Raw genomic sequence first — 18,891 nt, forward strand, 5'->3', positions numbered from 1 at the left:
TGGCACATATTATACGATTGGGCCATTCATGGAACGCGACAATACGGACATATCCCGCGTTCCATGTCATCTTGATGAATTTTCAATGACTCTGCGTGCTCGCTTCGAAACCCGCCTGCTGTCGCCGTCGCGGACGAGAGAAATTTCGGGGATTGCATAGTTCCACCGCGAGACCTATCGGCCTAAAGTGATGCAATCTCGGGGGACAGTGGGGAGACGACCTGACACCAGCACGTGGCCGAAACTGCACAGTGGCGGCCGAAGGGGGCCTGACAGCCCGTGAAGATCAGCACAGTAGCCGTAGTCACACTCGTCACCGCCGCAGCGTGGGCGCCGCTCATCATCGAGTTCGCAACACCCGTCGAGGTTCTGGACGTCAAGCTCTTCACCACAGCGCTCGCCGTAGGACTGCTTGCCCCAACGTGCGGGGTGATGCTCTATCTCGTCACGCGCATCGAGGCCGCGCTCTGGGCGAATGCCGCCCGCGTCGAGACCGCGCTCGACCGGCATGCCAAGTTGCTGAAGGAGCAGATCCTGACCGTCGAGCGATTCTTCAGCATTGGCATCCGGTCCAAGCGGATCGCGGAGATTCAGGCGGACGAGATGCACGGACCAGCTGATACGGGGCCGTTCTCCCCCTGGCGCAACTAGGCGCCCGATGCCAGAGGTACGGAGGCCGGGCGTTACTCGTCCGGCCTCTTGTTCCGCTCCCGCTTCAGGCGCGCCTCTTCGAAGCGCCGTGCCCGGTGCTCCAGGTGGACCGCGATGATGTTGGCCTTCGTCTCCTCGGAGATATCGTCGGACGCCTCGATCTCCGCGATGATGGGATCCGGCGGCAAGGCGGGGGGAACGCTAAGTTCTTCTCGTGAGGCGAGACCAGCCGCGATGAGCATCTCACCGATGGTCTTGCCTTCCCCGGCCGCCGACTCGCGCAGCTCGCCCAGGGCGTCGGCGAGGGATGCGCTATCTCCTCGGAGGGATGCCCGGACGGGGAGTTCCTCGGCTGTCGCGAGGCCGGCGTGGACGAGCATCTCGCCGAGTGTGTGCCCGAGGACCCGGCCCATGCCTCGCAGGGCGGAGAGGTCTGGGATCACGCCCTCGTTGATTGCGCGGCTGACCGTGGATTTGTTGACGCCGGCCTCTCGGGCGAAGCGGGTTAGCGCTCCGCGCTCCGTGTAGCCGCGCGCGTTCATCGCGGCGCGTATCCACGCGCCGAAAGGGCCGGTCTGAGCAGCCATGTTGCTCACGAGCAACGATGATACTCGGTCGCTCGCGAGGAACGGTACACCCTTGGTCGATCCCACCTGCTGACTCACGCATCAACTCCAGGTCGATGAGGCTTGTTGTCGCCGACAGGAAGAATCTTGCGGCATTCGTTGCTCCCTCGCAACCATCATTGCTAGGGTGTTTGTTGTTGGGTAGCAACAACAGAGAGGGTGCCCCATGGCGCGCGTGAAATTGCGGCGTGATCGGTTCGTGGAGTCGGCGCAGGGCCGAGGGCTCACATCCCAGCAGGCGCAGGCCGACGCCATTGGTGTTGGCAAGTCCACTCACAGCCGCGCGCTCGCCGGCCACATCACGCTCAGCGGTGAGTACGTCGTCGGCACGCTCAAGGCGCTCGGAGACAAGCAGATCCGCAACATGCTCGACGAGCTGTTCGAGATCGATGGCGAGATGCAGGTGGCGTCGTGAGCATGTCGCCGACATCGCTGCAGTTCCATCTTGCACACGTTGACCCCGACGGGGCGTTGACCGAGGCCGAGCGGATCCAGGCCGCCGAGGCGCGGCACCGCGTCTTCGTCAGCAACGGACGCCTCGGCGGGCTCACCTCCTGGGGCAACACCCAGGACCGGAAGGCGCGCACCAAGCCGGGCCACTCCCGCTCGCCCGCCTCGCTGGACCACTGGATCGCCAAGGTCCGCCAGGAGCAGGAGCAGAAGCCCGCCGGGCAGCGGATGAGCAGCGACGACCAGCTCAAGGCCGCCACAGCGCGACACAAGGCGCACATGCTGCGCCTCGCCCAGGCGTCGGCGCAGGCCCGCCGCATCAGGGCCGCGATGCGCAACCACAGCACCGCCTGACCTCGCACATGCGTGCGGGCCCTCAGCCGACCTCACCGGCGAGGACCCGCGAGACCCACCAACAGCACATCCCATCTCCTGAGAGGAGCTGGTGGATCGTGGTTTCCACGGTATCCCAGCAGACCCCCGCGCACACCGGCCCGAGGCGCACGATCAGCGTCGAGCGCGCCGGCGACGTCCCCGAGCTGGCCCCCTACGACATGCTGTCGTGGTCCCGCGTCATCGTGGAGCGCCGCGACGGGATGTTCGTCCGCCACCACGGCAACGAGTTCAGGTTGCCCCAGATGGGCGCCGACATCGAGACCGCGGCCCGTTCCCTGGTCATCGAGCTGGCCAGCCGCGCGGAGACGGCGGACTACCAGTACGCCGAGGTGCCCGCCGTGGCCATGCAGACCCCGCGCGCGGCTGTCGAGCTGGTCGCCGCCGCCCGCCGGTTGCGCGCCGAGCTTGCCGCCCCCGGCCGGCACCCGGTCGACATGGCCGGAGCCCTGCCCTACCTGGGCGAGGCCGCCATGGACATCGCCGGGATGCTGAACCTGATCAGCGACACCGCCAACGCCCACTCGCTCGCGGCGGTGCGCGACGCGGCCGACGACGCCGCCCACCCGATCGCCAAGGGCGCCAACGCCGTGGCGTCGGTGGTCGAGGCCGTCGAGGTCGCCACCGGTACGTTGATCGACCCCGTCCCCGACACCCTTCCAACCCGCGGGCTCCTGGAGACGCTGGCCGCCGCCCACGTCGAGGGCCTGTCCCTGCACACCGCCCTGCTCGCCGCGATCCACGCCGACCGGCTGGGCGTGGCCCCGGCCGTCGCGGTCGACCTGGCCTGCAACGAGGCGTGGGACGACGAGGTCCGCGCGGCCGGGAAGGTCCGCGCCCAGCTGATCGAGTACGCGCGCCTGGCCGCGCTCGCCGCCGAACACGACGAGACCGCTGCGGCGGTGGTGTGATGGACCTGCACCTCTACACCGACGGGTTGCGGGGCCGGCACAGCGACTCCTACACCCGCCAGGTCGCCGCCGGGGCCTCCGAAGCGCTTCGCGTCCTCAACCACGCCACCGTCCCAGGCGCGGGTGGGGTCACCTACCCGGCCACGATCGCCGACGTCCTCGGCTCCCTGTACGACGCCGCCGCCCGGCATGACCAGCTGCTGTCGCAGCTCGCCGACCACCTGTCCGCCCTGCTCGTCTCCGGCCTGCGCGAGGTGCGCGCGGGCGGCGTGGGTGACCCGGCGACGGCGGTGATGGCCGCCAAGGCGGAGCTGCTCCGCGCCCGCCAGGCCGCCGCCACACTGGCCGGCGCGCTGCGCAACGCCCAGACCGCCGTCTCGGCGCTGTATCTGCTGGAGGACCCGGACGGCGGTGAGGACCAGTGACCGCCACGCTGGAAGGCCGTCACGGCACCTGGCGCGCCGAGCACGTCCTGCCCCGGGACGACGGCGGGTTCGACGTCGTCGTCTCCTACCGGTCCCGCCGCGGCACCTGCTACTCGGCCTACCGCTGGGCGCCGGGGCGGTGGTCGGCGCTGGCCGAGGGCTGGGCGCTGCGCGCGGTTGCGGCCCATGAGGCGCCGGTCGTGGACGCCGGTTCGCGGCTCGGTGCCGGGCACCCGCTGCTGGTCCTGCTGGCTGACGCGCTCGCCGAGCACCTCCTTGCCGAGCACCGGCTCGTCGCACAAGGCGGTGGGCGATGAGCGCCCCGGCCGGAGTCCGTGTGGACGTCGAGGCCGCGGTGCGGCGCCTGGAGGAACTGGCCGCCGCCTGGTCGGCGGGGGAGTGGACAGACGGCCACGCCGCCGAGCTGTACCGCCTGGCCGCTCCGCGCTCACGTATGGCGACCTGGGACCTGTTCGAGGAACTCGCCCGCCGGATCCAGGGCGTTGAGGACGCCGCCCGCACCCTGCTGGGAGGTGGGCGATGACCGGCCTTCGCGCCCGGCGACCCACCGGTGCCGTTCCCTGGCCGCTCATCCTCCTGGAGGGAGGAGAGAAGGCCGGCAAGTCCTGGGCTGCCGCTGAGCTGTCGGCCAGCGAGCGGGTTGGCCAGACCTACTGGCTGGACCTCAACGAGGGCGCCGCCGACGAGTACGGCGCCATCCCCGGCGCCCGCTACCTGGTCATCGAGCACGACGGCACCTGGGGGGACATCCTCGCCTCGGTCGCCGCGGTCCGCGACGAGGCCCGCCGCGCATCCGACGCCGGAGAGGCCCCGATGGTGCTGGTCATCGACTCGATGACCGCCGAGTGGGACCTGCTGAAGGACTGGGCCGCCAACCGGGCCAAGGGCTCGCAGAGCAACCAGAACCGGCTGCGCAAGGACCCCCACGCCGAGGTCCAGGTCCCGATGAACCTGTGGAACGACGCCACCGCCCGCCACCGGCGGCTGATGACGATGCTGATGACCTTCCCCGGCATCGTCGTCATGACCGCCCGCGGCAAAGAGGTCGCCGCGCTCGACACCGGCGGCCGGCCGATCGAGGGCTCCAAGGACTACAAGGTCGAAGGCCACAAGAGCCTGGCCTACGACGCCTCGGTGTGGGTGCGCATGTCCCGCGACCACGCGCCGATGGTCGTCGGCGCCCGCTCGGTCCACGCCGGGCTGCGGCCGGGCGTGGACAAGCCGCAGCCGATCCACGACTTCTCCCTGGACCGGCTCATATTCGACCTGCTCAAGTGCGACCCGGCCACGGCGCGGGCGCGGGATGTGACGCCGATGCAGCCTGGCGACGAGCCGGACGCCGAACGCTCGCCGAAGGCCGCCGCGCTGCTCACCGCAGCCGAAGACTCCGCCTCCGATGCGGACCTGCGCAAGGTGTGGACGGCGATCGGCCCGGCACTCGCCGCCGGGGACATCTCGCAGGCCGAGGCCGACCAGGTCGCCAACCGGATCACCGCGCTGCGCGCCGAGCTGAACAAGGAGGCCGCGGCGTGACCGCGAAACTGCACGGGCTCAGGGTCGCCGCCGGCAAGGTCCTCGCTGACATCGTCACCGCCGGGTATGAGGGAGTCCGCGCCGACGCCGAGAAGGTGTTCGGTGCGGCCCGCCGCGAGCTCGGCGCCAAGACGCTGGACGTGGCCCTCCCGGACGGCACCAGCCTCGGCACGATCAGCATCCTCGCCGGCCCGGCCGAGCGGACGGTCAACATGTCCGCCGTCGCCGCGATCGTCGCCCAGCAGTCGGGCGCCGTGGAAGCGCTCCGCCCTGAGGCGGTCACCGACCCGGCGCTGCTGGCGTTCGTCCGTGACCACATGCCGCACCTGATCGAGACCAAGGTCCGGCAGGAGGACCTGAAGGCCGCGCTGAAGCGCATCGACGCCGAAGGCTGCCTGAACGGCACGGACGGCAAGAAGGTCAAGGTCGCCGAGGTCCAGCGCGGCGAGCCGACCGGGGAGTTCCGCTACCGCCCGTCCCCAGAGGCCGAGGCCGCGATCCGCAGAGCGTGGCAGGCGGGCGAACTGCAGGAACTGCTGGCCGACCTGATCAGGCCCGCTGTTGAAGCCGGCGGCCAGTCGTGAACGCCCCGACATGGACCCCCAACGAGATCGCCCTGCGGCTGTCGCAGCTCTCCAGGGCCTTGGACGATTTGGCGGGCGACCTCGAAGGGCTGGAGAGGGACGCCGTCGTCAAACGCCACACCTACGAACTGGCGTTCGCCCGGGCCTTCCTCGGCCAGGAGTCCGGATCGGTGGACGCCCGCAAGCAGGCCGCGGTCCTGGCCACCGCCGCCGAGAAGCTGGAGGCCGAGACCGCCGAGGCGGTGCTGCGCGCGGCGCGGACCCGGATCGGGACGCTGAAGACGCAGATCGAGACGGGCCGGTCGCTGAACGCCCTCATGCGCTCGGAGATGGCGCTGGCGGGGGTGGGCACGTGAAGCGCTCCGCCCCACTCCGCCGCGGCAAGCCCCTGGAGCGGTACACCCCGCTCCAGGGCGGCGCCCCGCTCGCGCGGAAGACGCCACTCAAGTACCGCTCGGCCAAGCAGGAGGCGGCGTACCGCGTCCGCCGGCCGCTGGTGGCCGCGCTGCTGGCCGAACACCCAGTGTGCGAGCGGTGCCGCCGGGCCCGCTCCGTCGAGGTCCACGAACCTCGCATGCGCTCCCGCGGGGTGGACATCTGCGACCCGGCCGAGTGCGTGGCCCTTTGCCACCCCTGCCACCGCTGGACTCACGACCACCCGGCGAAGGCCACCACCGAGGGCTGGCTGATCCCTTCCCACGACACGACCACGCCCGCGCGTGCCGCTGCTGAGCGGCGCGCGTCGGCCGCCTGGCGCGAGCAGGCCCAGGAGGCGTCGTGAAGCACATCGTCCAGTACTCCACCGGCCTGGCCTCCGCTGAAGTCGCCCGACGCCTGGTCCAAGAGCACGGTCCCCGCGACGTCGTCCTCCTCACCGCGAACACCACCAAAGAAGACCCCGATAACTGGCGGTTCGCCCACGAGGTCTATGACCGGTTCCTCGCCGGCTGCGAGTGGGTGTTCCTCGCCGACGGCCGTAGCCCGATGCAGGTGGGCCGTGACGAGCGGGTCGTGCCGAACAACCGCCTGGCGGTGTGCTCCAAGAAGCTGAAGCGGGAGCTGCTGCGCCGGTGGATCGACGAGCACTGCGACCCGGCGGAGGTAGTGATCGCGCTGGGCTATGACTGGACCGAGGAGCACCGCATCAAGGCCGCCTGGCCGCTGTGGGAGCCCTACAAGGTCGTGGCACCGCTGGCCAAGCGGCCGTTCGTGATGAAGGAGCAGCTCCGCGAGATCTATCGCGAGCGATACAAGATCGAAACGCCTCGCCTGTATGCGGCTGGCTTCCAACATGCCAACTGCGGTGGAGCGTGTGTGCGCGGCGGCCAGGCCCAGTGGGAGCTGCTGCTCCGCTGGAACCGCGAGCGCTACCTGGAGTGGGAGGCCGACGAGGAGGCCACCCGGGCCGAGCTCGGCAAGGACGTGTCGATCCTGCGGGACCGCTCCCGCGGCGCCACCCGGCCGCTGACGCTTCGCACCTTCCGGAAGCGACTGGAGCTCCAGCCGTCCCTGTTCGACGCCGACGACTGGGGCGCGTGCGGCTGCCTGAGTGACCAGCCCGAGGCCGCCCCTTGATGCACGACGCCCCGCGCCGTGCCGGGCGCGGGGCGGCAACACCAAGAACGGAGAACACCGTGAGCACGGACCTTACCGACATCGCCGCCCCGCCACTGACCCAGGCCGGCCGCGACTACCTCACCAAAGTCCTCGACAGCGCCTGGACCGAGCGTGCAGGCCTCACCGGAAAACGCGACGCCCTGCTCCGCGAGGTCGCCAGCATCACCCGCGTCATCGACTGCACCGACCGGTCCATCGCCATGCTGCAGGCCGAGCTCGACGGCCCCGTGTCGTTACTGCCACCGATGGTTGACCTGGGCGACGACCCCGAGGGGGAACTCCCGCTCGAAGCCGCCGCACACGCCGCGGCCCTCGCCGAGCAGTCCAAGGCCGGCCGCGACCCCTACGGGCCGTCCACGCTGCCGGACCTGCCGCGCGCTCTCGGCGCGGTCCGCGTCCCCGGTGACTTCGAGACCGAGCCTGTGGGAGGTGCCCGGTGAGCGCCTCGATCCCCGTCCCGCCCGCCCTCGAGGGCCACCCCGGGCTGTGGGGCAAGGACATGGAGCCAGAGCAGGTCCGCAAGGCGTACGACGACATGCTCAAGGCCGGTCCCCGGCGACGCGCCGCCGAGCAGGCACAGGGCGGCCGCCGTGGCTGAGAACAGTGGCCTCGACCTGCTCGGCATGGTCGCCGCGCTCACCGACCCGGCCAACGCGCACATGCCCACGCTCATCTGCCTCGCCGCTGGCGCGGTGCTCATCGTCGGCTGCGCGGTGGCCCTGGTCCTGCACCGAGACCAGCAGGTGCGCCGCCGGCCGCCGTTGGAGGATCTGGCCGATCCGCCGCACAACCCGAGCATCGACGGCACCTTCGACTACATCCGGAGGCCCCGGTGAAGCGCCGCCAGCAGAAGAAGGCGGAGAAGCAGCGGCAGGCCAAGGTCTTCGCCCGCGAGCTCCGCGCCGCCGTGGAGGACTACCAGCCGGCCGAGGCCCTGAGGGCGATCCGCGAGCGCATCGGGGGTGCGCGGTGACGCTGCGCGTTATGGATTGGTTCTGCGGGGCCGGCGGTTCCTCCCAGGGCGCGCATGCGGTCCCGGGGGTGACCGTCGCCCTGGCCGCGAACCACTGGGCCAAGGCCATCGAGTCGCACGCCGCGAACTTCCCGGAGACCGACCACTGGAAAGGCGACATCCGGGAGGCCCCGGTCCACCGCTGGCCCGTCGCGGACATCTTCTGGGCGTCCCCGGAGTGCCCGCAGTGGTCCAACGCCCGCGGCAAGAAGCGTGACTTCGCCACCTCGCTGCAGGACTCCCTGTTCGGCGTGGAGACCGACGAGGAGGCCGAGCGGTCTCGCGCGCTGATGGAGGAGGTCCCGGCCTACCTGCGTGGTGTGCAGGACCGCGGCGGGCTCGTCCTGGCCGGGGTCGTGGAGAACGTGGTCGACGTGCGGGCGTGGGACCAGTGGGACCGGTGGCTGGGCGAGATCAAGAAGCTGGGCTACCGCACCCGCGTGGTGGCGATGAACTCGATGCACGCCCACACCACCCGCACCCCGATCGCACCGCAGTCGCGCGATCGGCTCTACGTGGCGTACTGGCACCGCTCGCTCGGCCGCGACCCGGACTGGGACAAGTGGCTGCGCCCGCAGGCGTGGTGCCCGACCTGCGAGCAGGTCGTCCGCGCCGTGCAGGTCTTCAAGACCCTCGGCGCCGACATGGGCCGCTACCGCCAGCAGTACATCTACCGCTGCCCCCGCGCCGCCTGCCGCAACGCCGTGGTCGAGCCGCACGTGCTCCCGGCCGCGGCGGCGATCGACTGGACGCTGCCCGGGCAGCGCATCGGCGACCGGGCCAAGCCCCTGGCCGACAAGACGCTCGCGCGGATCAAGGCGGGTCTGGCCAAGTACGCCCGGCCGATCACCCTGGAGGCGGCCGGCCACACCTTCGAGTGCCGCCCCGGCGTTCGCACATGGCCGGTGGACGCGCCGCTGACCGCGCAGACCACCACGGCGACCAAGGCCATGGCCTACGAGCCGTTCATGGTCCCCGCCGGCGGCACCTGGCGCAACGAGCCGACCCCGGTGTCGGAGCCTATGCCCACCAGGACGACACGAGAGAACGACGGCATCGCCATCCCGCCGTTCTTGGTGCCGCTCCGTTCGGGCCGCAACCGCAGCCTGCGCGCCGACACCGACCCGCTCGCGACCGTTGTCGCCGACGGCGGCAACCACGGCCTGGTCGTGCCGCCGCTGCTGATCCCCGTCGAGGGCCGCGAGGGGAAGGAGCCCAGCTCCGCCGAGCATCCGTTGCGCACCCAGACTGCGCGCAACGAGACCGGCCTGGCCTGGCTGCCGTTCGTCGCCGAGTTGCGCGGCGGCGGCTCCGACGCTCGCCCGGTCACCGACCCCCTGGCCACGGTGACCGCGTCCGGCAACCATCACGGACTCGTCGCTCCGCCCGTCACCGCTCTGGTGATGCGGAACAACACCCCGCGCGGCGACGCCGGCCAGATGTCCACTCCCGTCACCGAGCCGCTGCGCACGCTGACCGCGGCGGGCCACCAGTCCCTCATCACCTGGGAAACCCTGCTGGTCCCCTACTACGGCAAGGGGAACGCCCGACAGGTCGCCGAGCCCATCGGCACGCTTACCACCCGCGACAAGTACGCCGTCGTCAACGGGCTCAACCAGATCGACCTGGACGACGTGCTCTTCCGCATGCTCGAACCCCACGAGATCGGCCGGGCGATGGCCTTCGGCGAGGGCTACATCGTCATCGGCAACAAGCGCGAACGCGTCCGCCAGTACGGGAATGCCGTCACCCCCCCGGTCGCCGAGCTGCTCGTCTCGGCGCTGGTGGAGGCCATCACGGGCGAGGACCTGGAGGTGGCCGCGTAATGCCCGCCACCACCCACCGCTCCCACGACGCGCTGTGGCACGCCCACCAGGCGCTGGTGCTCAACGACCGCGAACTGGCCTCGGTCCGACGCTTCGGGAAGAAGGCGACGGTCGACGCGCGGCGCCTCACCCCCTCCATGGCGGACAGCGACCCTGGCGACGCTGCGGCCGCGGTGCGGGCCGCCTGCCAGATCGCCTCCCGCGCCGGGATGGACGCCGCCGAGCTGCGCGAGGTCCTGGAAGCCCTCGGCCTTGCGCAGGCGACGCCCGCCAAGGGGGTGGCCCGCTGATGCCCGCAACCAAGAAGCTCCTCGCCCGCGGCGCGCAGATCCAGGCCGCCGTCCACCGCCACCTGGCCGCCTACCCGCACGCCCAGCTCACCACCTACGAACTGGCCCGGGTCCTGGAGTACGGCAAGGCCGGCCGGTGCGGCGTCAACGGCGCGTTGCACCGCCTCGCCGACGTGGGAGAGGTCCGGCGCGTCCCGGCGGCGGACCCGATGAACGCGCGCCGCACCATCTACCGGTGGCAGGTGGCGCCGTGACGGTTCACTGCCGCGCCATCCACAACGGCGTCCGCTACTGCGACAAGGTGGCCGCCTACCGGGCGACGTTCACCGACTGCCCCGTCTGCGCGCGCGAGGGGTTCCTGACCTGCTTCGGCCACTCGGTGTGCGCCGACGACGCCGCGGACCTGCGCGCCGACCAGTTCGTGTTCGTCCTCGACGGCGCCTCCGCTGTCGTCTCCAACCTGCGGATGGCGGTATGAACCGCCGCCACTTCTCGCCCCCGGCTGACTTGCCGCTGATCCGCGTGGCCCAGATCTGGGCAGGCCGAGCCGATGTCCGCCGCCGGTTCTTCGTCCAGCGTTTCGCCGCCGGTGCGGTCTACGGCATGGACTACCTCGTCCACAAGTCGGCCACCCGGGTCAAGACGTTGCCTGTCGAGGAGTTCCTCGACAAGTTCACTCTGCTGGAGGACACCCCTGAGGGCCTGCTCGCCGACGCTGAACAGCAGGCCGCGGTCGACGAGATTCCGTGGCCGGACCACCCGGAGGTCCGGACGATCGAGACGGTGGAGCTGCCGCCCTTCGATGCGGGGGACACGGCGGTCGCCGGGAGCAGCCCGTCGGTCGCGCCCACGGGACCGGACGGGGGCGCGCCGTGATGGCCCCCTTGCCGAACGGGCGGAACGGCCGCGCGCCGCGCGTCTCCCTCAAGGAACTGGCCGAGCCGTGCGCCCGCTGCTCCCACCAGAACGGCGGACACACCGGCGGCGCCGCCCGCTACGGCTGGGCACCCATCGACACGATCTGGTCATCCGCGACCGGCTGGTGCACCGTCCCCGGCTGCGGCTGCCCCGCCCGGACCAACGACCCCACCGCCGCGCCCCAACGCCCGGCCGAGACCGCCACGGCGATCGCGCCGCCTCCGCCGATCGCGACGGCCCTGACCGGTCCGTGCGGCCACGGGCCAGGCCCATGCGGGGCGACGCCGACCAGACCGTTTGCCGAAGGACCTAGGTGCGCCTCCTGCACTCCTGGCGCCCCACGACCGTGCCCGTGCACCCGCCCGGCGCCGTGGCGGTTCCTGGCCGCCGGCTCCCGCCACCACCGGGACAAGCCGCTCATCTGGGGCACGTGCGACGAGATCCACGCAGCCCATCCCGAGCTGCTCGTCGTCCACGGCGCCTGCTACCCGCGCGCCGTGCGGGGCGTCCGGCCGGAGGTGTCGGCGGACTGGCTGGTCCACCTGTGGTGCCAGGCCCGGGGCGTCCAGGACGAACCGCACCCCGCGGACTGGGACGCCCACGGCGACCAGGCCGGGCCGATCCGCAACGCCGAGATGGTCGCGCTGGGCGCCGACGAGTGCGTGGGCTGGCCGCTCGGCCGGTCCCCGGGAACCTGGGACTGCCTGCGCAAGGCCAAGGCCGCCGGCATCCTCACCCGGGCCATTCACCCCGCGCGCGCCGACTCCTACCAGGACAGCCTGTTCGTGGTGGTCGCATGAGCCTTCGTATCGTCCCTGTCCGATTCAAGGACGCGTGCGGGTTTATCGCCATGTGGCACCGCCACCACGCTCCGCCCGCGGGCTGCAAGTTCTGCGTCGGTGTCGCCGATGACGCGGATGTGCTCCGAGGGGTGGCGATCGTCGGCCGCCCGGTTGCCCGCCTCTTCGACAACGGCATGACCCTCGAGGTCACTCGCACCGCCACCGACGGCACCCGCAACGCCAACTCGATGCTGTACGGCGCCGCCTGGCGCGCGACCAAGGCGCTCGGCTTCACCCGGCTGATCACCTACACCCAGCAGGGCGAGTCAGGGGCGTCCCTGAAAGGGGCCGGCTGGCGCGAGGTCGCGCGGCGGCCAGCCAGGGGCGGCTGGACGTGTCCATCCCGCCCCCGCCAACCGAACGGCGCCGAGGGCATCCCCCGCTCCCTGTGGGAGGTGGCCCTGTGACCACCCGGACCCGAGGCCGTGCCTGCGCGGGCAAGCGACTGGGGTCGGCCAGCGCCGCTCAGAGGGACGAGGGCGGGCGGACGGCCCCGGACAACCCAATCGACGTTAATAACCGACGGGCGGCGCGGATTACTTATGTCACTCGTCACATAATCGACTGCGGTAATCCATTAACGCAATCGGTTGTCGTGCTTAATGGTTTTGCTTGTCGGATTACGGCGTCGGTTGTTGTGGAAGCATTAATAAACCGGCAAGTCTTATTCGACATCGTCTCCGAAAGTGTTATTAATCAACGTCGCAATCGGACACTCCGGGACATTCTTGGAGTGCGCGATGAATGCAGCCGAAGGCTTGCGGGCCAGCCTTCACAATGCCAGAATAAATGCCATCCAATTGACGTACGGGCCGGTCGGTGAAAGGCGCCGTTACGGCGGCCGGCCGTTCGAGGCCTCTATTCGGGGTGCCCGAAGAGATGCCCCACCCTCGCCCTGAGCTTCTCCTTGTTCCGTCGATCCACACGTCAGCTCGCGAGTACGGAAGGCCCCCGCGGTGAAAATCCGAGCTGTACCTCTCACATACAGAGGCGTCACGTTCCGGTCCGCGCTGGAGGCGGACTGGGCCGCGACGTTCGACGCCCTCGATATCTACTGGCAGTACGAGCCCCTCACCCTCCAACTGGAAAGCGGGCAGTTCTACCTCCCGGACTTCTACCTGCCCAACCTGCACACCTGGGCGGAGGTGAAGGGCCCGCACTGGGAGCGCATGGACAAGGCGCTGGAGCTTCGGGACACGCTCGCGGTTGACTGGCCGGGCTGGTGGGCGCACATCCACGTCGTCGTCTTGGAGGCCGCAGGGCCGGGCGACGCCGCGGCGTGGCACGCCCCCAACGGCGAGCGCAAGCTCTGGTTGACCGACTGCGGCGGCTGTGGCCTGTGGACGTGGGTGCACGAGGACGGCGCCTGCTGGCGGTGCGGCCACGTCGGCGGGGGCGACCACCCGCTGTACTGGCCGGCCCCGGCGGCCGAGGGGGCGGGTGTGCTGCGGCCGACTTACCGGATGGCGCGGGCGCCGCGTCCCGAGGTCGGCGTCGGCCGGAAGCTGGGGGCGTAGATGGCCGCGGGGGAGATCCACATCGAGCTGGCCGTCAACTTCGCCGAGGACCCGAAGTTGCGCAGCCTGCTGCGGTACGGGTCCGAGGTGCGGGGGCTGCGGGACCTGTACGTACTGATGATCTGCTACTGCAAGCGCAACCTGACCGACGGGTTCGTCCCGGTCGAAGAGATCGGGCTGATGGTCTACCCGGACACCTGGGACAACGGTCAGCGCGACGCCAAGCGGCTCATCGAGGCCGGCCTGCTGCTGGAGGCGGACGGCGGCTACATCGTGGCCGCCTACATCAAGCGCAACCGCAGCAAGGTCGAGGTGCTGCAGCTTCTGCAGGACAAGGCGGCTGGCGGGTCGCTCGGCAACCACAAGCGGTGGCACGAGGGCAAGGGCGTCGTCAAGGCGGACTGCAAGCACTGCAAACCGAACCTGGATCGCTCCACCGATCGCACCTCCGATCGGTGGAGCGATGGGGGGTCCGATTCGGGTGCGATCCGGGGTGCGAATCGCACCGATCCGGGGGAGCGGTCGAATGCGGCGCCGCAGCAGCACTTTGACGGCGACCGCAGCGACCGCAGCAACGACAGCAATGCGACCGCAGATTCACCGCATGACGAAAGCGGCGTACAAGGCGAGCTGTCTGACCTGCGGGAAGGCGGCGTATCGCATACCGATCGCACCACCGATTCGCATACCGATCGGGGGGCGAGTCGGGTGCGATCCCCAAAGACAGAGACAGAGACAGAGACAGAGACAGATAAGAGCAACCCCCCTACCCCCCAAGGGGGGCAGCGCCGCAAGCGGCGCGTGGAGGGCGAGGACTACGACTCCGACCCGGCCTTCGTGCGGTTCTGGGACGTGTACCCCGAGAAGCGCGGCAAGTTCGAGGGCTTCAAGGCGTGGCAGGCCGCCATGGCTCGCGGCGACGACCCCGAGCGGATCATCCAGGCCGCGCAGTGGTTCCGCGACGACCCCACGCGCAACCCGGAGAAGACCAAGTGGGCGCAGGGCTGGCTCAACAACCGCCGCTACAAGGACCAGCGCCCCGTCCGCCCCCGCGTCCCCGTCGGCAACTTCTGGGAGAACTGATGGACGTCCTGCACGAGCTCGTGCTGCCCAAGCTCGACGGCGCCCGACGCTCCGGCGCCGGCTACGACGCCCGCTGCCCGGCCCACGACGACGGTCGTGCCAGCCTCAGCGTCGGCCCTGGCAAAGAGCACCCGGTGGTGTTCAACTGCCACGCCGGGTGCGACCGCGACGCCATCCTCGCCGCGCTGGACCTCACCTGGGCCGACCTGTGCAAGCCCCGCGAGGACCAGCGCGCCCCCGGCGCCGGCGAGTGGACGCCCCGCGGCCCGGCGGTCGCCGTCTACGACTACGTCGACGAGCAGGGCAACCTGCTGTTCCAGGTGTGCCGCACCGCCGACAAGCAGTTCCCCCAGCGGGTCCCTGACCGCACCCGCAAGACGGGCTGGTCCTGGCGTCTCGGTGATGTCCGCCGCGTGCCCTACCGGTTGCCCAAGGTCATCGAGGGCGTGCTCAGCGGTCAGCGGATCTTCATCGTCGAGGGCGAGAAGGACGTCCACACGCTGGAAAGACTCGGCCTGATCGCCACCTGCAACCCCGGCGGGGCGGGCAAATGGCAGCCCGAGTACAGCGACTTCCTCCGCGAGGCGGATGTCACGATCGTCGTGGACATGGACGAGTTCGGTCAGGCGCATGGCCGGCAGGTCGCCCGTGCGCTCAACGGCATCGCCGCCAGCATCCGCGCCGTCGAACCGCTGAACGGCAAGGACGTCACCGAGCACCTGCAGCGCGGGCACAGCCTCGACGAACTCGTCCAGGTGTGGTCCTCCGAGCAGGCCCCGCGGGTGGACCTGGCCCCGGACCTGTGGGAGTTCATCTCGGTCCCTGACGAGGAGCACGACTGGATCGTCCCCGACCTGCTGGAGCGCGGCGACCGCCTGGTGTGGACCGGGTTCGAGGGTCTCGGCAAGTCCATGGCGATCCGGCAGATGGCCGTGATGATCGCCGCCGGTCTGCACCCGTTCAAGTGGACCGAAATCCCGCCCAAGCGGGTGCTGCTCATCGACTGCGAGAACTCCGAAGTGCAGTCCCGCCGCAAGTTCCGGCCGCTCGCCGCCTGCTCGATCAAGTACGGGCACCGCGTCCCCGACGGCGCGCTCCGCCTCATCCACCGCCCCGAAGGCATCGACGTCCTGCGGCCCGACGACGCCGCCTGGCTGCTCGAACGCGTCACCGCACACAAGCCCGACATCCTGTTCATCGGCCCCTTCTACCGGCTCCACGCCGGCAACATCAACGACGAAGAAGCCGCCCGCAAGACCGTCGCCATCCTCGACCAGGCCCGCGTCCAAGCCGACTGCGCGATGGTCATCGAAGCCCACGCCGGCCACGGCGAGCACGGCAAGAACCGCTCCGTCCGCCCGGTCGGCTCCAGCCTGCTGCTGCGCTGGCCCGAGTTCGGCCTGGGCATCGCCCCCGACGACCCCGACCAGCGGCCCGGCGAGCGCTGCAAGACCGTCGCCGTCAAGCCCTGGCGCGGAGGCCGCGACGAACGCGACTGGCCCAACCGGCTCACCTACGGCGGCGAAGGCAACTGGCCCTGGCAGATCGCCCCCGACTACATCCCGCCCGCGGGCTGGGAATCCTCCACCGGAAGGAACTGACCATGTCCGCGCAGATCACCCTCGCCGGCCGCCTCGCCAGCGACCCGGAGATGAAGTTCACCCAATCCGGCAAGGCCATCACCCGGTTCACCGTCGTCACTTCCCGGCGCCGCAAAAACGGCGACCAGTGGGAGGACGCCGACACCACGTTCTGGACGTGCACCGCGTGGGACCAGCTCGCCGAGCAGATCGTCGAACACCTGCGCAAGGGCGCCGCAGTCGTCGTCACCGGGCAGGCGTACCAGAACAACTGGGAGAAGGACGGCGAGAAGCACTCGCGCATCGAAGTCCGCGTCGACTCGGCCGGGCCAAACCTGCGATGGCCGCCCAAGCAGGCCGAACGCTCCAAGCCGTCCTCGCCGGCTGCCGGTGACCCGTGGGCGAATGGGGGGACGCCGGATGAGCCGCCGTTCTGACGCGATGGTCCCTGCGTGCCCGAACTGCGGCGACTGCCTGCCCGACGCCGGACCGGACGACCAGGTGTGCACCTGCGGCTCGCAGTGGGGCGACCAGCCCTTAGTGCCCACGTGGGTCCCGTCGATGCGCCAGCTCATCGGCACGCTCGCCCAGCTCCTGACAAACCCTGGACCGCCCGACTTCGAGGAGTCTGCATGACCCCCGCTCCCGAGCCCACCCACCTGGAGCACGGCCGCCCGGTGGCCGTGCTCATCAAGCCCTACCAGCGGCGCAAGGACCTGCCGCCGCGGCGCTGGCCGATGCCGCTGATCCGTGACTACGCCCCGGTGAACGTGCTCATCGAGCGGGAGGACGGGACGCGCGTGGTCCGGCCCCGGCGCGGCCTGAGGAGGCTCGATGCCTGAGACGCCTGATGTCCGGCCCGGCCAGGTGTGGGCGGGCTGCGACAAGCGCTCCGCCGGCCGGAAGGTGCACGTGGTCGAGGTCGGCGACACGCACGCGGTCGTCGAGGCGTACATCCCGCCCGGCGCCCGCCACCTGCACACCCGGCCGCCGCGGCAGTCCCGGATCCGCCTGGATCGGTTCCGCCCGACCTCGACCGGCTACCGGCTTGTGTCCGCGGAGGCGCCCGATGCGTGAGATCCCGCCGCACGCCGTACAGGCCGCCGTCCGCGCGGTCCTCGGTCATCCGTGGGGGAGTGGGCCGTGGACGGCGCACGGCGCGCACGAGCGCGGGCGTGACGCCGAGTGCGCCGTCTGCCGCGGCGACGTCGAGGCGATCCTCGCGGTCGCGCTGCAGGCCGCTGCGCCGCTCCTGGCCGAGCACATCGCCCGCCTGATCGAGGCCAACGTCCACGGCGACGCGCAGGACCGGGGCGGTTGGTTGTCTCCGTCGCCGTGCATGGCGTACGTGGACGGCCACGACAACGCCGCCCGGATCGCGCGCGGAGCGTTCGGTGTGGGGGAGCGGTCGGTCGGCGATGCCCCTGTGCGGGCCTGTGAGGCCCCTCAGGGCGATTCGGTAGGCATTGCTCGGGACGTCCGCTCACCGGATGAATCGCGCGCCTCTGAGGGCCGTACAGCGCTTCGCGGCCAGATCGCTCGCGTCCGCGAGGTCGCCGCCCAGTGGGCCGCGCTCGCGCACCGCCGACGACTGGGGGCTGACCCCGGCCGACACCGTCCTCGCTGACGCCGGGCGTGCGGTGCTCCTGTTGCTCGACCAGCCCGCCGACGGCGAGCAGACCCCGACCTCTGCAACCGAGGAGACCGACCATGGCTGAGACCACCTACGACAGCACCGCAGACACCCTGAAGCATTCGCTGCGGGTTGGCGCCCTCATGGGTCAGCCGATCGCCGAGCTGGTCGAACGCTCCGTGCGACACGATCTGTCGAAGACCGAGCCGCCCGAGTTGGAGATCTTCAACGAGTTCACACCGAAGCTGAAGGGCTCCACGTACGGCTCGGAGGAGTACAAGGGCTTCCTGGAGGCCATGGGCGAGGGCTTGCGGCACCACTACGCGAACAATCGCCACCACCCTGAGCACTTCGGCACGCGCGGCGTCTACGGGATGACCCTCGTGGACCTCATCGAGATGCTTGCCGACTGGAAGGCCGCCACCGAACGCCACGCTGACGGCGACCTCGCGCGCAGCCTAGAGATCCAGCGCGAACGCTTCAAACTCAGCCCGCAGCTCGCAGCGATCCTCCGCAACACCGCCGCGCACTTCGGCTGGATCCCGTCGGTGGAGTGCGGAGCCCGCGGCCACGCCCCGAACGGCGACGCCCTGACGTGCAACGTCCACGCCGGCCACGACGGGCCGCACGCCGACGGCGCGATGGACTGCCTGGAGTTCGAAGGCGACGAGCGCACCCAGCCCTCGGCCGACGGCGAGCAGACGGGAGGTGGCGATGTCTGACCGTCCGGTTCTCGCCGTGATCCCGCTCCCGGCCCGCCTCGAGGTGTCGGCTGCCATCCTCGGCGCGCTCGCCGACGTCTGGGAGGAGCACCACGGCCAGACGTTGACCACCGCGCACATGGCCGAGGAGTTCACGCCGTGGGGGAGAGCGCTCGTCATCCGCGAACCCGAACCGTTCACCGCCGACCACGACCATCAGACCGTCGCTGAGGAACCTCCGCAGGGGCCAGCCGCAACAAGGCCCGCCTCATGACACG

General features: G+C 70.7%; 34 protein-coding genes. 33 read left to right on the top strand and 1 reads right to left on the bottom strand.

Annotation, left to right across the window (positions count from 1 at the left end):
* Nucleotides 1-279: 279 nt before the first annotated feature.
* Nucleotides 280-651 carry a hypothetical protein gene (locus tag BJ982_RS18625; RefSeq protein WP_184881752.1) on the top strand — a complete coding sequence of 124 codons (372 nt, stop codon included), beginning with the start codon at nucleotides 280-282 and terminating at the stop codon, nucleotides 649-651.
* A gap of 32 nt (nucleotides 652-683) precedes the next feature.
* Here the strand turns inward: BJ982_RS18625 and BJ982_RS18630 are convergent, their stop codons facing one another.
* Entirely contained in the window at nucleotides 684-1,247 is a 564-nt protein-coding gene (locus tag BJ982_RS18630) for a helix-turn-helix domain-containing protein (RefSeq protein WP_184881753.1), read from the bottom strand.
* 196 nt (nucleotides 1,248-1,443) lie between these two features.
* On the opposite strand from BJ982_RS18630, the gene BJ982_RS18635 reads away from it, so the two are divergent.
* The 32 genes from BJ982_RS18635 to BJ982_RS18790 all read left to right on the top strand — a co-directional run bounded on the left by BJ982_RS18635 (nucleotide 1,444) and on the right by BJ982_RS18790 (nucleotide 18,887).
* Nucleotides 1,444-1,692 (top strand): hypothetical protein, encoded by a 249-nt coding sequence (locus tag BJ982_RS18635; protein WP_184881755.1) that lies wholly within the window; start codon nucleotides 1,444-1,446, stop codon nucleotides 1,690-1,692.
* Nucleotides 1,689-2,081, top strand: coding sequence for a hypothetical protein (locus tag BJ982_RS18640; RefSeq protein ID WP_184881757.1), 393 nt, complete (start codon nucleotides 1,689-1,691; stop codon nucleotides 2,079-2,081). Before BJ982_RS18635 ends, BJ982_RS18640 begins: the two co-directional genes overlap by 4 nt.
* A gap of 98 nt (nucleotides 2,082-2,179) precedes the next feature.
* A complete protein-coding gene (locus BJ982_RS18645; RefSeq protein WP_184881759.1) occupies nucleotides 2,180-3,031 on the top strand; it encodes a hypothetical protein in 852 nt (283 codons plus the stop codon).
* Nucleotides 3,031-3,456, top strand: coding sequence for a hypothetical protein (locus tag BJ982_RS18650; RefSeq protein WP_184881761.1), 426 nt, complete (start codon nucleotides 3,031-3,033; stop codon nucleotides 3,454-3,456). Before BJ982_RS18645 ends, BJ982_RS18650 begins: the two co-directional genes overlap by 1 nt.
* Nucleotides 3,453-3,773 (top strand): hypothetical protein, encoded by a 321-nt coding sequence (locus BJ982_RS18655; protein ID WP_184881763.1) that lies wholly within the window; start codon nucleotides 3,453-3,455, stop codon nucleotides 3,771-3,773. Before BJ982_RS18650 ends, BJ982_RS18655 begins: the two co-directional genes overlap by 4 nt.
* Nucleotides 3,770-4,000, top strand: coding sequence for a hypothetical protein (locus BJ982_RS18660; RefSeq protein WP_184881765.1), 231 nt, complete (start codon nucleotides 3,770-3,772; stop codon nucleotides 3,998-4,000). The genes BJ982_RS18655 and BJ982_RS18660 overlap by 4 nt, the downstream gene beginning before the upstream one ends.
* Nucleotides 3,997-5,010, top strand: coding sequence for an AAA family ATPase (locus tag BJ982_RS18665; RefSeq protein ID WP_184881766.1), 1,014 nt, complete (start codon nucleotides 3,997-3,999; stop codon nucleotides 5,008-5,010). The genes BJ982_RS18660 and BJ982_RS18665 overlap by 4 nt, the downstream gene beginning before the upstream one ends.
* Complete coding sequence (locus BJ982_RS18670; protein WP_184881768.1) at nucleotides 5,007-5,594, top strand: hypothetical protein; 588 nt, start codon at nucleotides 5,007-5,009, stop codon at nucleotides 5,592-5,594. Before BJ982_RS18665 ends, BJ982_RS18670 begins: the two co-directional genes overlap by 4 nt.
* Nucleotides 5,591-5,950, top strand: a complete 360-nt coding sequence (locus BJ982_RS18675; RefSeq protein ID WP_184881770.1) for a hypothetical protein — start codon at nucleotides 5,591-5,593, stop codon at nucleotides 5,948-5,950. The genes BJ982_RS18670 and BJ982_RS18675 overlap by 4 nt, the downstream gene beginning before the upstream one ends.
* Nucleotides 5,947-6,375: a hypothetical protein gene (locus BJ982_RS18680; protein ID WP_184881772.1), complete on the top strand. Its 429-nt coding sequence runs from the start codon at nucleotides 5,947-5,949 to the stop codon at nucleotides 6,373-6,375. The genes BJ982_RS18675 and BJ982_RS18680 overlap by 4 nt, the downstream gene beginning before the upstream one ends.
* On the top strand, nucleotides 6,372-7,169 hold the full coding sequence (locus BJ982_RS18685; RefSeq protein WP_184881774.1) for a hypothetical protein: 798 nt from the start codon (nucleotides 6,372-6,374) through the stop codon (nucleotides 7,167-7,169). The genes BJ982_RS18680 and BJ982_RS18685 overlap by 4 nt, the downstream gene beginning before the upstream one ends.
* 59 nt (nucleotides 7,170-7,228) lie before the next feature.
* Entirely contained in the window at nucleotides 7,229-7,651 is a 423-nt protein-coding gene (locus BJ982_RS18690; protein ID WP_184881776.1) for a hypothetical protein, read from the top strand.
* Nucleotides 7,648-7,809: a hypothetical protein gene (locus BJ982_RS18695; protein ID WP_184881778.1), complete on the top strand. Its 162-nt coding sequence runs from the start codon at nucleotides 7,648-7,650 to the stop codon at nucleotides 7,807-7,809. Before BJ982_RS18690 ends, BJ982_RS18695 begins: the two co-directional genes overlap by 4 nt.
* Nucleotides 7,802-8,047: a hypothetical protein gene (locus tag BJ982_RS18700; protein WP_184881780.1), complete on the top strand. Its 246-nt coding sequence runs from the start codon at nucleotides 7,802-7,804 to the stop codon at nucleotides 8,045-8,047. The genes BJ982_RS18695 and BJ982_RS18700 overlap by 8 nt, the downstream gene beginning before the upstream one ends.
* Nucleotides 8,044-8,184 (top strand): hypothetical protein, encoded by a 141-nt coding sequence (locus tag BJ982_RS18705; protein WP_184881782.1) that lies wholly within the window; start codon nucleotides 8,044-8,046, stop codon nucleotides 8,182-8,184. Before BJ982_RS18700 ends, BJ982_RS18705 begins: the two co-directional genes overlap by 4 nt.
* An 11-nt stretch (nucleotides 8,185-8,195) precedes the next feature.
* Nucleotides 8,196-10,049, top strand: coding sequence for a DNA cytosine methyltransferase (locus tag BJ982_RS18710; protein WP_184889034.1), 1,854 nt, complete (start codon nucleotides 8,196-8,198; stop codon nucleotides 10,047-10,049).
* A complete protein-coding gene (locus tag BJ982_RS18715) occupies nucleotides 10,049-10,339 on the top strand; it encodes a hypothetical protein (RefSeq protein WP_184881784.1) in 291 nt (96 codons plus the stop codon). The genes BJ982_RS18710 and BJ982_RS18715 overlap by 1 nt, the downstream gene beginning before the upstream one ends.
* On the top strand, nucleotides 10,339-10,593 hold the full coding sequence (locus BJ982_RS18720; RefSeq protein WP_184881786.1) for a hypothetical protein: 255 nt from the start codon (nucleotides 10,339-10,341) through the stop codon (nucleotides 10,591-10,593). The genes BJ982_RS18715 and BJ982_RS18720 overlap by 1 nt, the downstream gene beginning before the upstream one ends.
* Nucleotides 10,590-10,817 carry a hypothetical protein gene (locus BJ982_RS18725; RefSeq protein WP_184881788.1) on the top strand — a complete coding sequence of 76 codons (228 nt, stop codon included), beginning with the start codon at nucleotides 10,590-10,592 and terminating at the stop codon, nucleotides 10,815-10,817. Before BJ982_RS18720 ends, BJ982_RS18725 begins: the two co-directional genes overlap by 4 nt.
* Nucleotides 10,814-11,215: a hypothetical protein gene (locus BJ982_RS18730; RefSeq protein WP_184881790.1), complete on the top strand. Its 402-nt coding sequence runs from the start codon at nucleotides 10,814-10,816 to the stop codon at nucleotides 11,213-11,215. The genes BJ982_RS18725 and BJ982_RS18730 overlap by 4 nt, the downstream gene beginning before the upstream one ends.
* Entirely contained in the window at nucleotides 11,215-12,057 is an 843-nt protein-coding gene (locus BJ982_RS18735) for an SLOG family protein (RefSeq protein WP_184881792.1), read from the top strand. The genes BJ982_RS18730 and BJ982_RS18735 overlap by 1 nt, the downstream gene beginning before the upstream one ends.
* Nucleotides 12,054-12,506, top strand: a complete 453-nt coding sequence (locus BJ982_RS18740) for an XF1762 family protein (RefSeq protein WP_184881794.1) — start codon at nucleotides 12,054-12,056, stop codon at nucleotides 12,504-12,506. Before BJ982_RS18735 ends, BJ982_RS18740 begins: the two co-directional genes overlap by 4 nt.
* 549 nt (nucleotides 12,507-13,055) lie before the next feature.
* A complete protein-coding gene (locus BJ982_RS18745) occupies nucleotides 13,056-13,616 on the top strand; it encodes a PDDEXK family nuclease (RefSeq protein ID WP_184881796.1) in 561 nt (186 codons plus the stop codon).
* Nucleotides 13,617-14,699, top strand: a complete 1,083-nt coding sequence (locus BJ982_RS18750; protein WP_184881798.1) for an LvrA C-terminal domain-related protein — start codon at nucleotides 13,617-13,619, stop codon at nucleotides 14,697-14,699.
* The gene (locus tag BJ982_RS18755) at nucleotides 14,699-16,300 is read left to right on the top strand and encodes an AAA family ATPase (protein WP_184881800.1); all 1,602 of its coding nucleotides are present in this window, start codon (nucleotides 14,699-14,701) and stop codon (nucleotides 16,298-16,300) included. Before BJ982_RS18750 ends, BJ982_RS18755 begins: the two co-directional genes overlap by 1 nt.
* Before the next feature lie 2 nt (nucleotides 16,301-16,302).
* Complete coding sequence (locus tag BJ982_RS18760; RefSeq protein ID WP_184881802.1) at nucleotides 16,303-16,716, top strand: single-stranded DNA-binding protein; 414 nt, start codon at nucleotides 16,303-16,305, stop codon at nucleotides 16,714-16,716.
* On the top strand, nucleotides 16,700-16,915 hold the full coding sequence (locus tag BJ982_RS18765) for a hypothetical protein (protein WP_184881804.1): 216 nt from the start codon (nucleotides 16,700-16,702) through the stop codon (nucleotides 16,913-16,915). The genes BJ982_RS18760 and BJ982_RS18765 overlap by 17 nt, the downstream gene beginning before the upstream one ends.
* Nucleotides 16,912-17,121, top strand: a complete 210-nt coding sequence (locus tag BJ982_RS18770) for a hypothetical protein (RefSeq protein ID WP_184881807.1) — start codon at nucleotides 16,912-16,914, stop codon at nucleotides 17,119-17,121. Before BJ982_RS18765 ends, BJ982_RS18770 begins: the two co-directional genes overlap by 4 nt.
* Nucleotides 17,114-17,356 carry a hypothetical protein gene (locus tag BJ982_RS18775; protein ID WP_184881808.1) on the top strand — a complete coding sequence of 81 codons (243 nt, stop codon included), beginning with the start codon at nucleotides 17,114-17,116 and terminating at the stop codon, nucleotides 17,354-17,356. Before BJ982_RS18770 ends, BJ982_RS18775 begins: the two co-directional genes overlap by 8 nt.
* Nucleotides 17,349-17,906, top strand: a complete 558-nt coding sequence (locus BJ982_RS18780) for a hypothetical protein (RefSeq protein ID WP_184881811.1) — start codon at nucleotides 17,349-17,351, stop codon at nucleotides 17,904-17,906. Before BJ982_RS18775 ends, BJ982_RS18780 begins: the two co-directional genes overlap by 8 nt.
* An 83-nt stretch (nucleotides 17,907-17,989) precedes the next feature.
* Nucleotides 17,990-18,634, top strand: a complete 645-nt coding sequence (locus BJ982_RS38555) for a DUF5662 family protein (protein WP_203959304.1) — start codon at nucleotides 17,990-17,992, stop codon at nucleotides 18,632-18,634.
* Nucleotides 18,627-18,887: a hypothetical protein gene (locus BJ982_RS18790; protein ID WP_184881813.1), complete on the top strand. Its 261-nt coding sequence runs from the start codon at nucleotides 18,627-18,629 to the stop codon at nucleotides 18,885-18,887. Before BJ982_RS38555 ends, BJ982_RS18790 begins: the two co-directional genes overlap by 8 nt.
* The last annotated feature ends 4 nt before the right edge of the window (nucleotides 18,888-18,891 follow it).

This window comes from Sphaerisporangium siamense, from assembly GCF_014205275.1.
In the GTDB taxonomy this organism is placed as follows: domain Bacteria; phylum Actinomycetota; class Actinomycetes; order Streptosporangiales; family Streptosporangiaceae; genus Sphaerisporangium; species Sphaerisporangium siamense.

Excerpts from the sequence above, each read along its gene's own strand:
- BJ982_RS18720 (WP_184881786.1), top strand. The coding sequence starts at position 10,339 with ATGCCCGCAACCAAGAAGCTCCTCGCCCGCGGCGCGCAGATCCAGGCC.
- BJ982_RS18755 (WP_184881800.1), top strand. The coding sequence starts at position 14,699 with ATGGACGTCCTGCACGAGCTCGTGCTGCCCAAGCTCGACGGCGCCCGA.
- BJ982_RS18775 (WP_184881808.1), top strand. The coding sequence starts at position 17,114 with ATGCCTGAGACGCCTGATGTCCGGCCCGGCCAGGTGTGGGCGGGCTGC.
- BJ982_RS18650 (WP_184881761.1), top strand. The coding sequence starts at position 3,031 with ATGGACCTGCACCTCTACACCGACGGGTTGCGGGGCCGGCACAGCGAC.
- BJ982_RS18730 (WP_184881790.1), top strand. The coding sequence starts at position 10,814 with ATGAACCGCCGCCACTTCTCGCCCCCGGCTGACTTGCCGCTGATCCGC.
- BJ982_RS18780 (WP_184881811.1), top strand. The coding sequence starts at position 17,349 with ATGCGTGAGATCCCGCCGCACGCCGTACAGGCCGCCGTCCGCGCGGTC.
- BJ982_RS18770 (WP_184881807.1), top strand. The coding sequence starts at position 16,912 with ATGACCCCCGCTCCCGAGCCCACCCACCTGGAGCACGGCCGCCCGGTG.
- BJ982_RS18740 (WP_184881794.1), top strand. The coding sequence starts at position 12,054 with ATGAGCCTTCGTATCGTCCCTGTCCGATTCAAGGACGCGTGCGGGTTT.
- BJ982_RS18660 (WP_184881765.1), top strand. The coding sequence starts at position 3,770 with ATGAGCGCCCCGGCCGGAGTCCGTGTGGACGTCGAGGCCGCGGTGCGG.
- BJ982_RS18715 (WP_184881784.1), top strand. The coding sequence starts at position 10,049 with ATGCCCGCCACCACCCACCGCTCCCACGACGCGCTGTGGCACGCCCAC.
- BJ982_RS18710 (WP_184889034.1), top strand. The coding sequence starts at position 8,196 with ATGGATTGGTTCTGCGGGGCCGGCGGTTCCTCCCAGGGCGCGCATGCG.
- BJ982_RS18765 (WP_184881804.1), top strand. The coding sequence starts at position 16,700 with ATGAGCCGCCGTTCTGACGCGATGGTCCCTGCGTGCCCGAACTGCGGC.
- BJ982_RS18750 (WP_184881798.1), top strand. The coding sequence starts at position 13,617 with ATGGCCGCGGGGGAGATCCACATCGAGCTGGCCGTCAACTTCGCCGAG.
- BJ982_RS18665 (WP_184881766.1), top strand. The coding sequence starts at position 3,997 with ATGACCGGCCTTCGCGCCCGGCGACCCACCGGTGCCGTTCCCTGGCCG.
- BJ982_RS18735 (WP_184881792.1), top strand. The coding sequence starts at position 11,215 with ATGGCCCCCTTGCCGAACGGGCGGAACGGCCGCGCGCCGCGCGTCTCC.
- BJ982_RS18760 (WP_184881802.1), top strand. The coding sequence starts at position 16,303 with ATGTCCGCGCAGATCACCCTCGCCGGCCGCCTCGCCAGCGACCCGGAG.
- BJ982_RS18635 (WP_184881755.1), top strand. The coding sequence starts at position 1,444 with ATGGCGCGCGTGAAATTGCGGCGTGATCGGTTCGTGGAGTCGGCGCAG.
- BJ982_RS38555 (WP_203959304.1), top strand. The coding sequence starts at position 17,990 with ATGGCTGAGACCACCTACGACAGCACCGCAGACACCCTGAAGCATTCG.
- BJ982_RS18790 (WP_184881813.1), top strand. The coding sequence starts at position 18,627 with ATGTCTGACCGTCCGGTTCTCGCCGTGATCCCGCTCCCGGCCCGCCTC.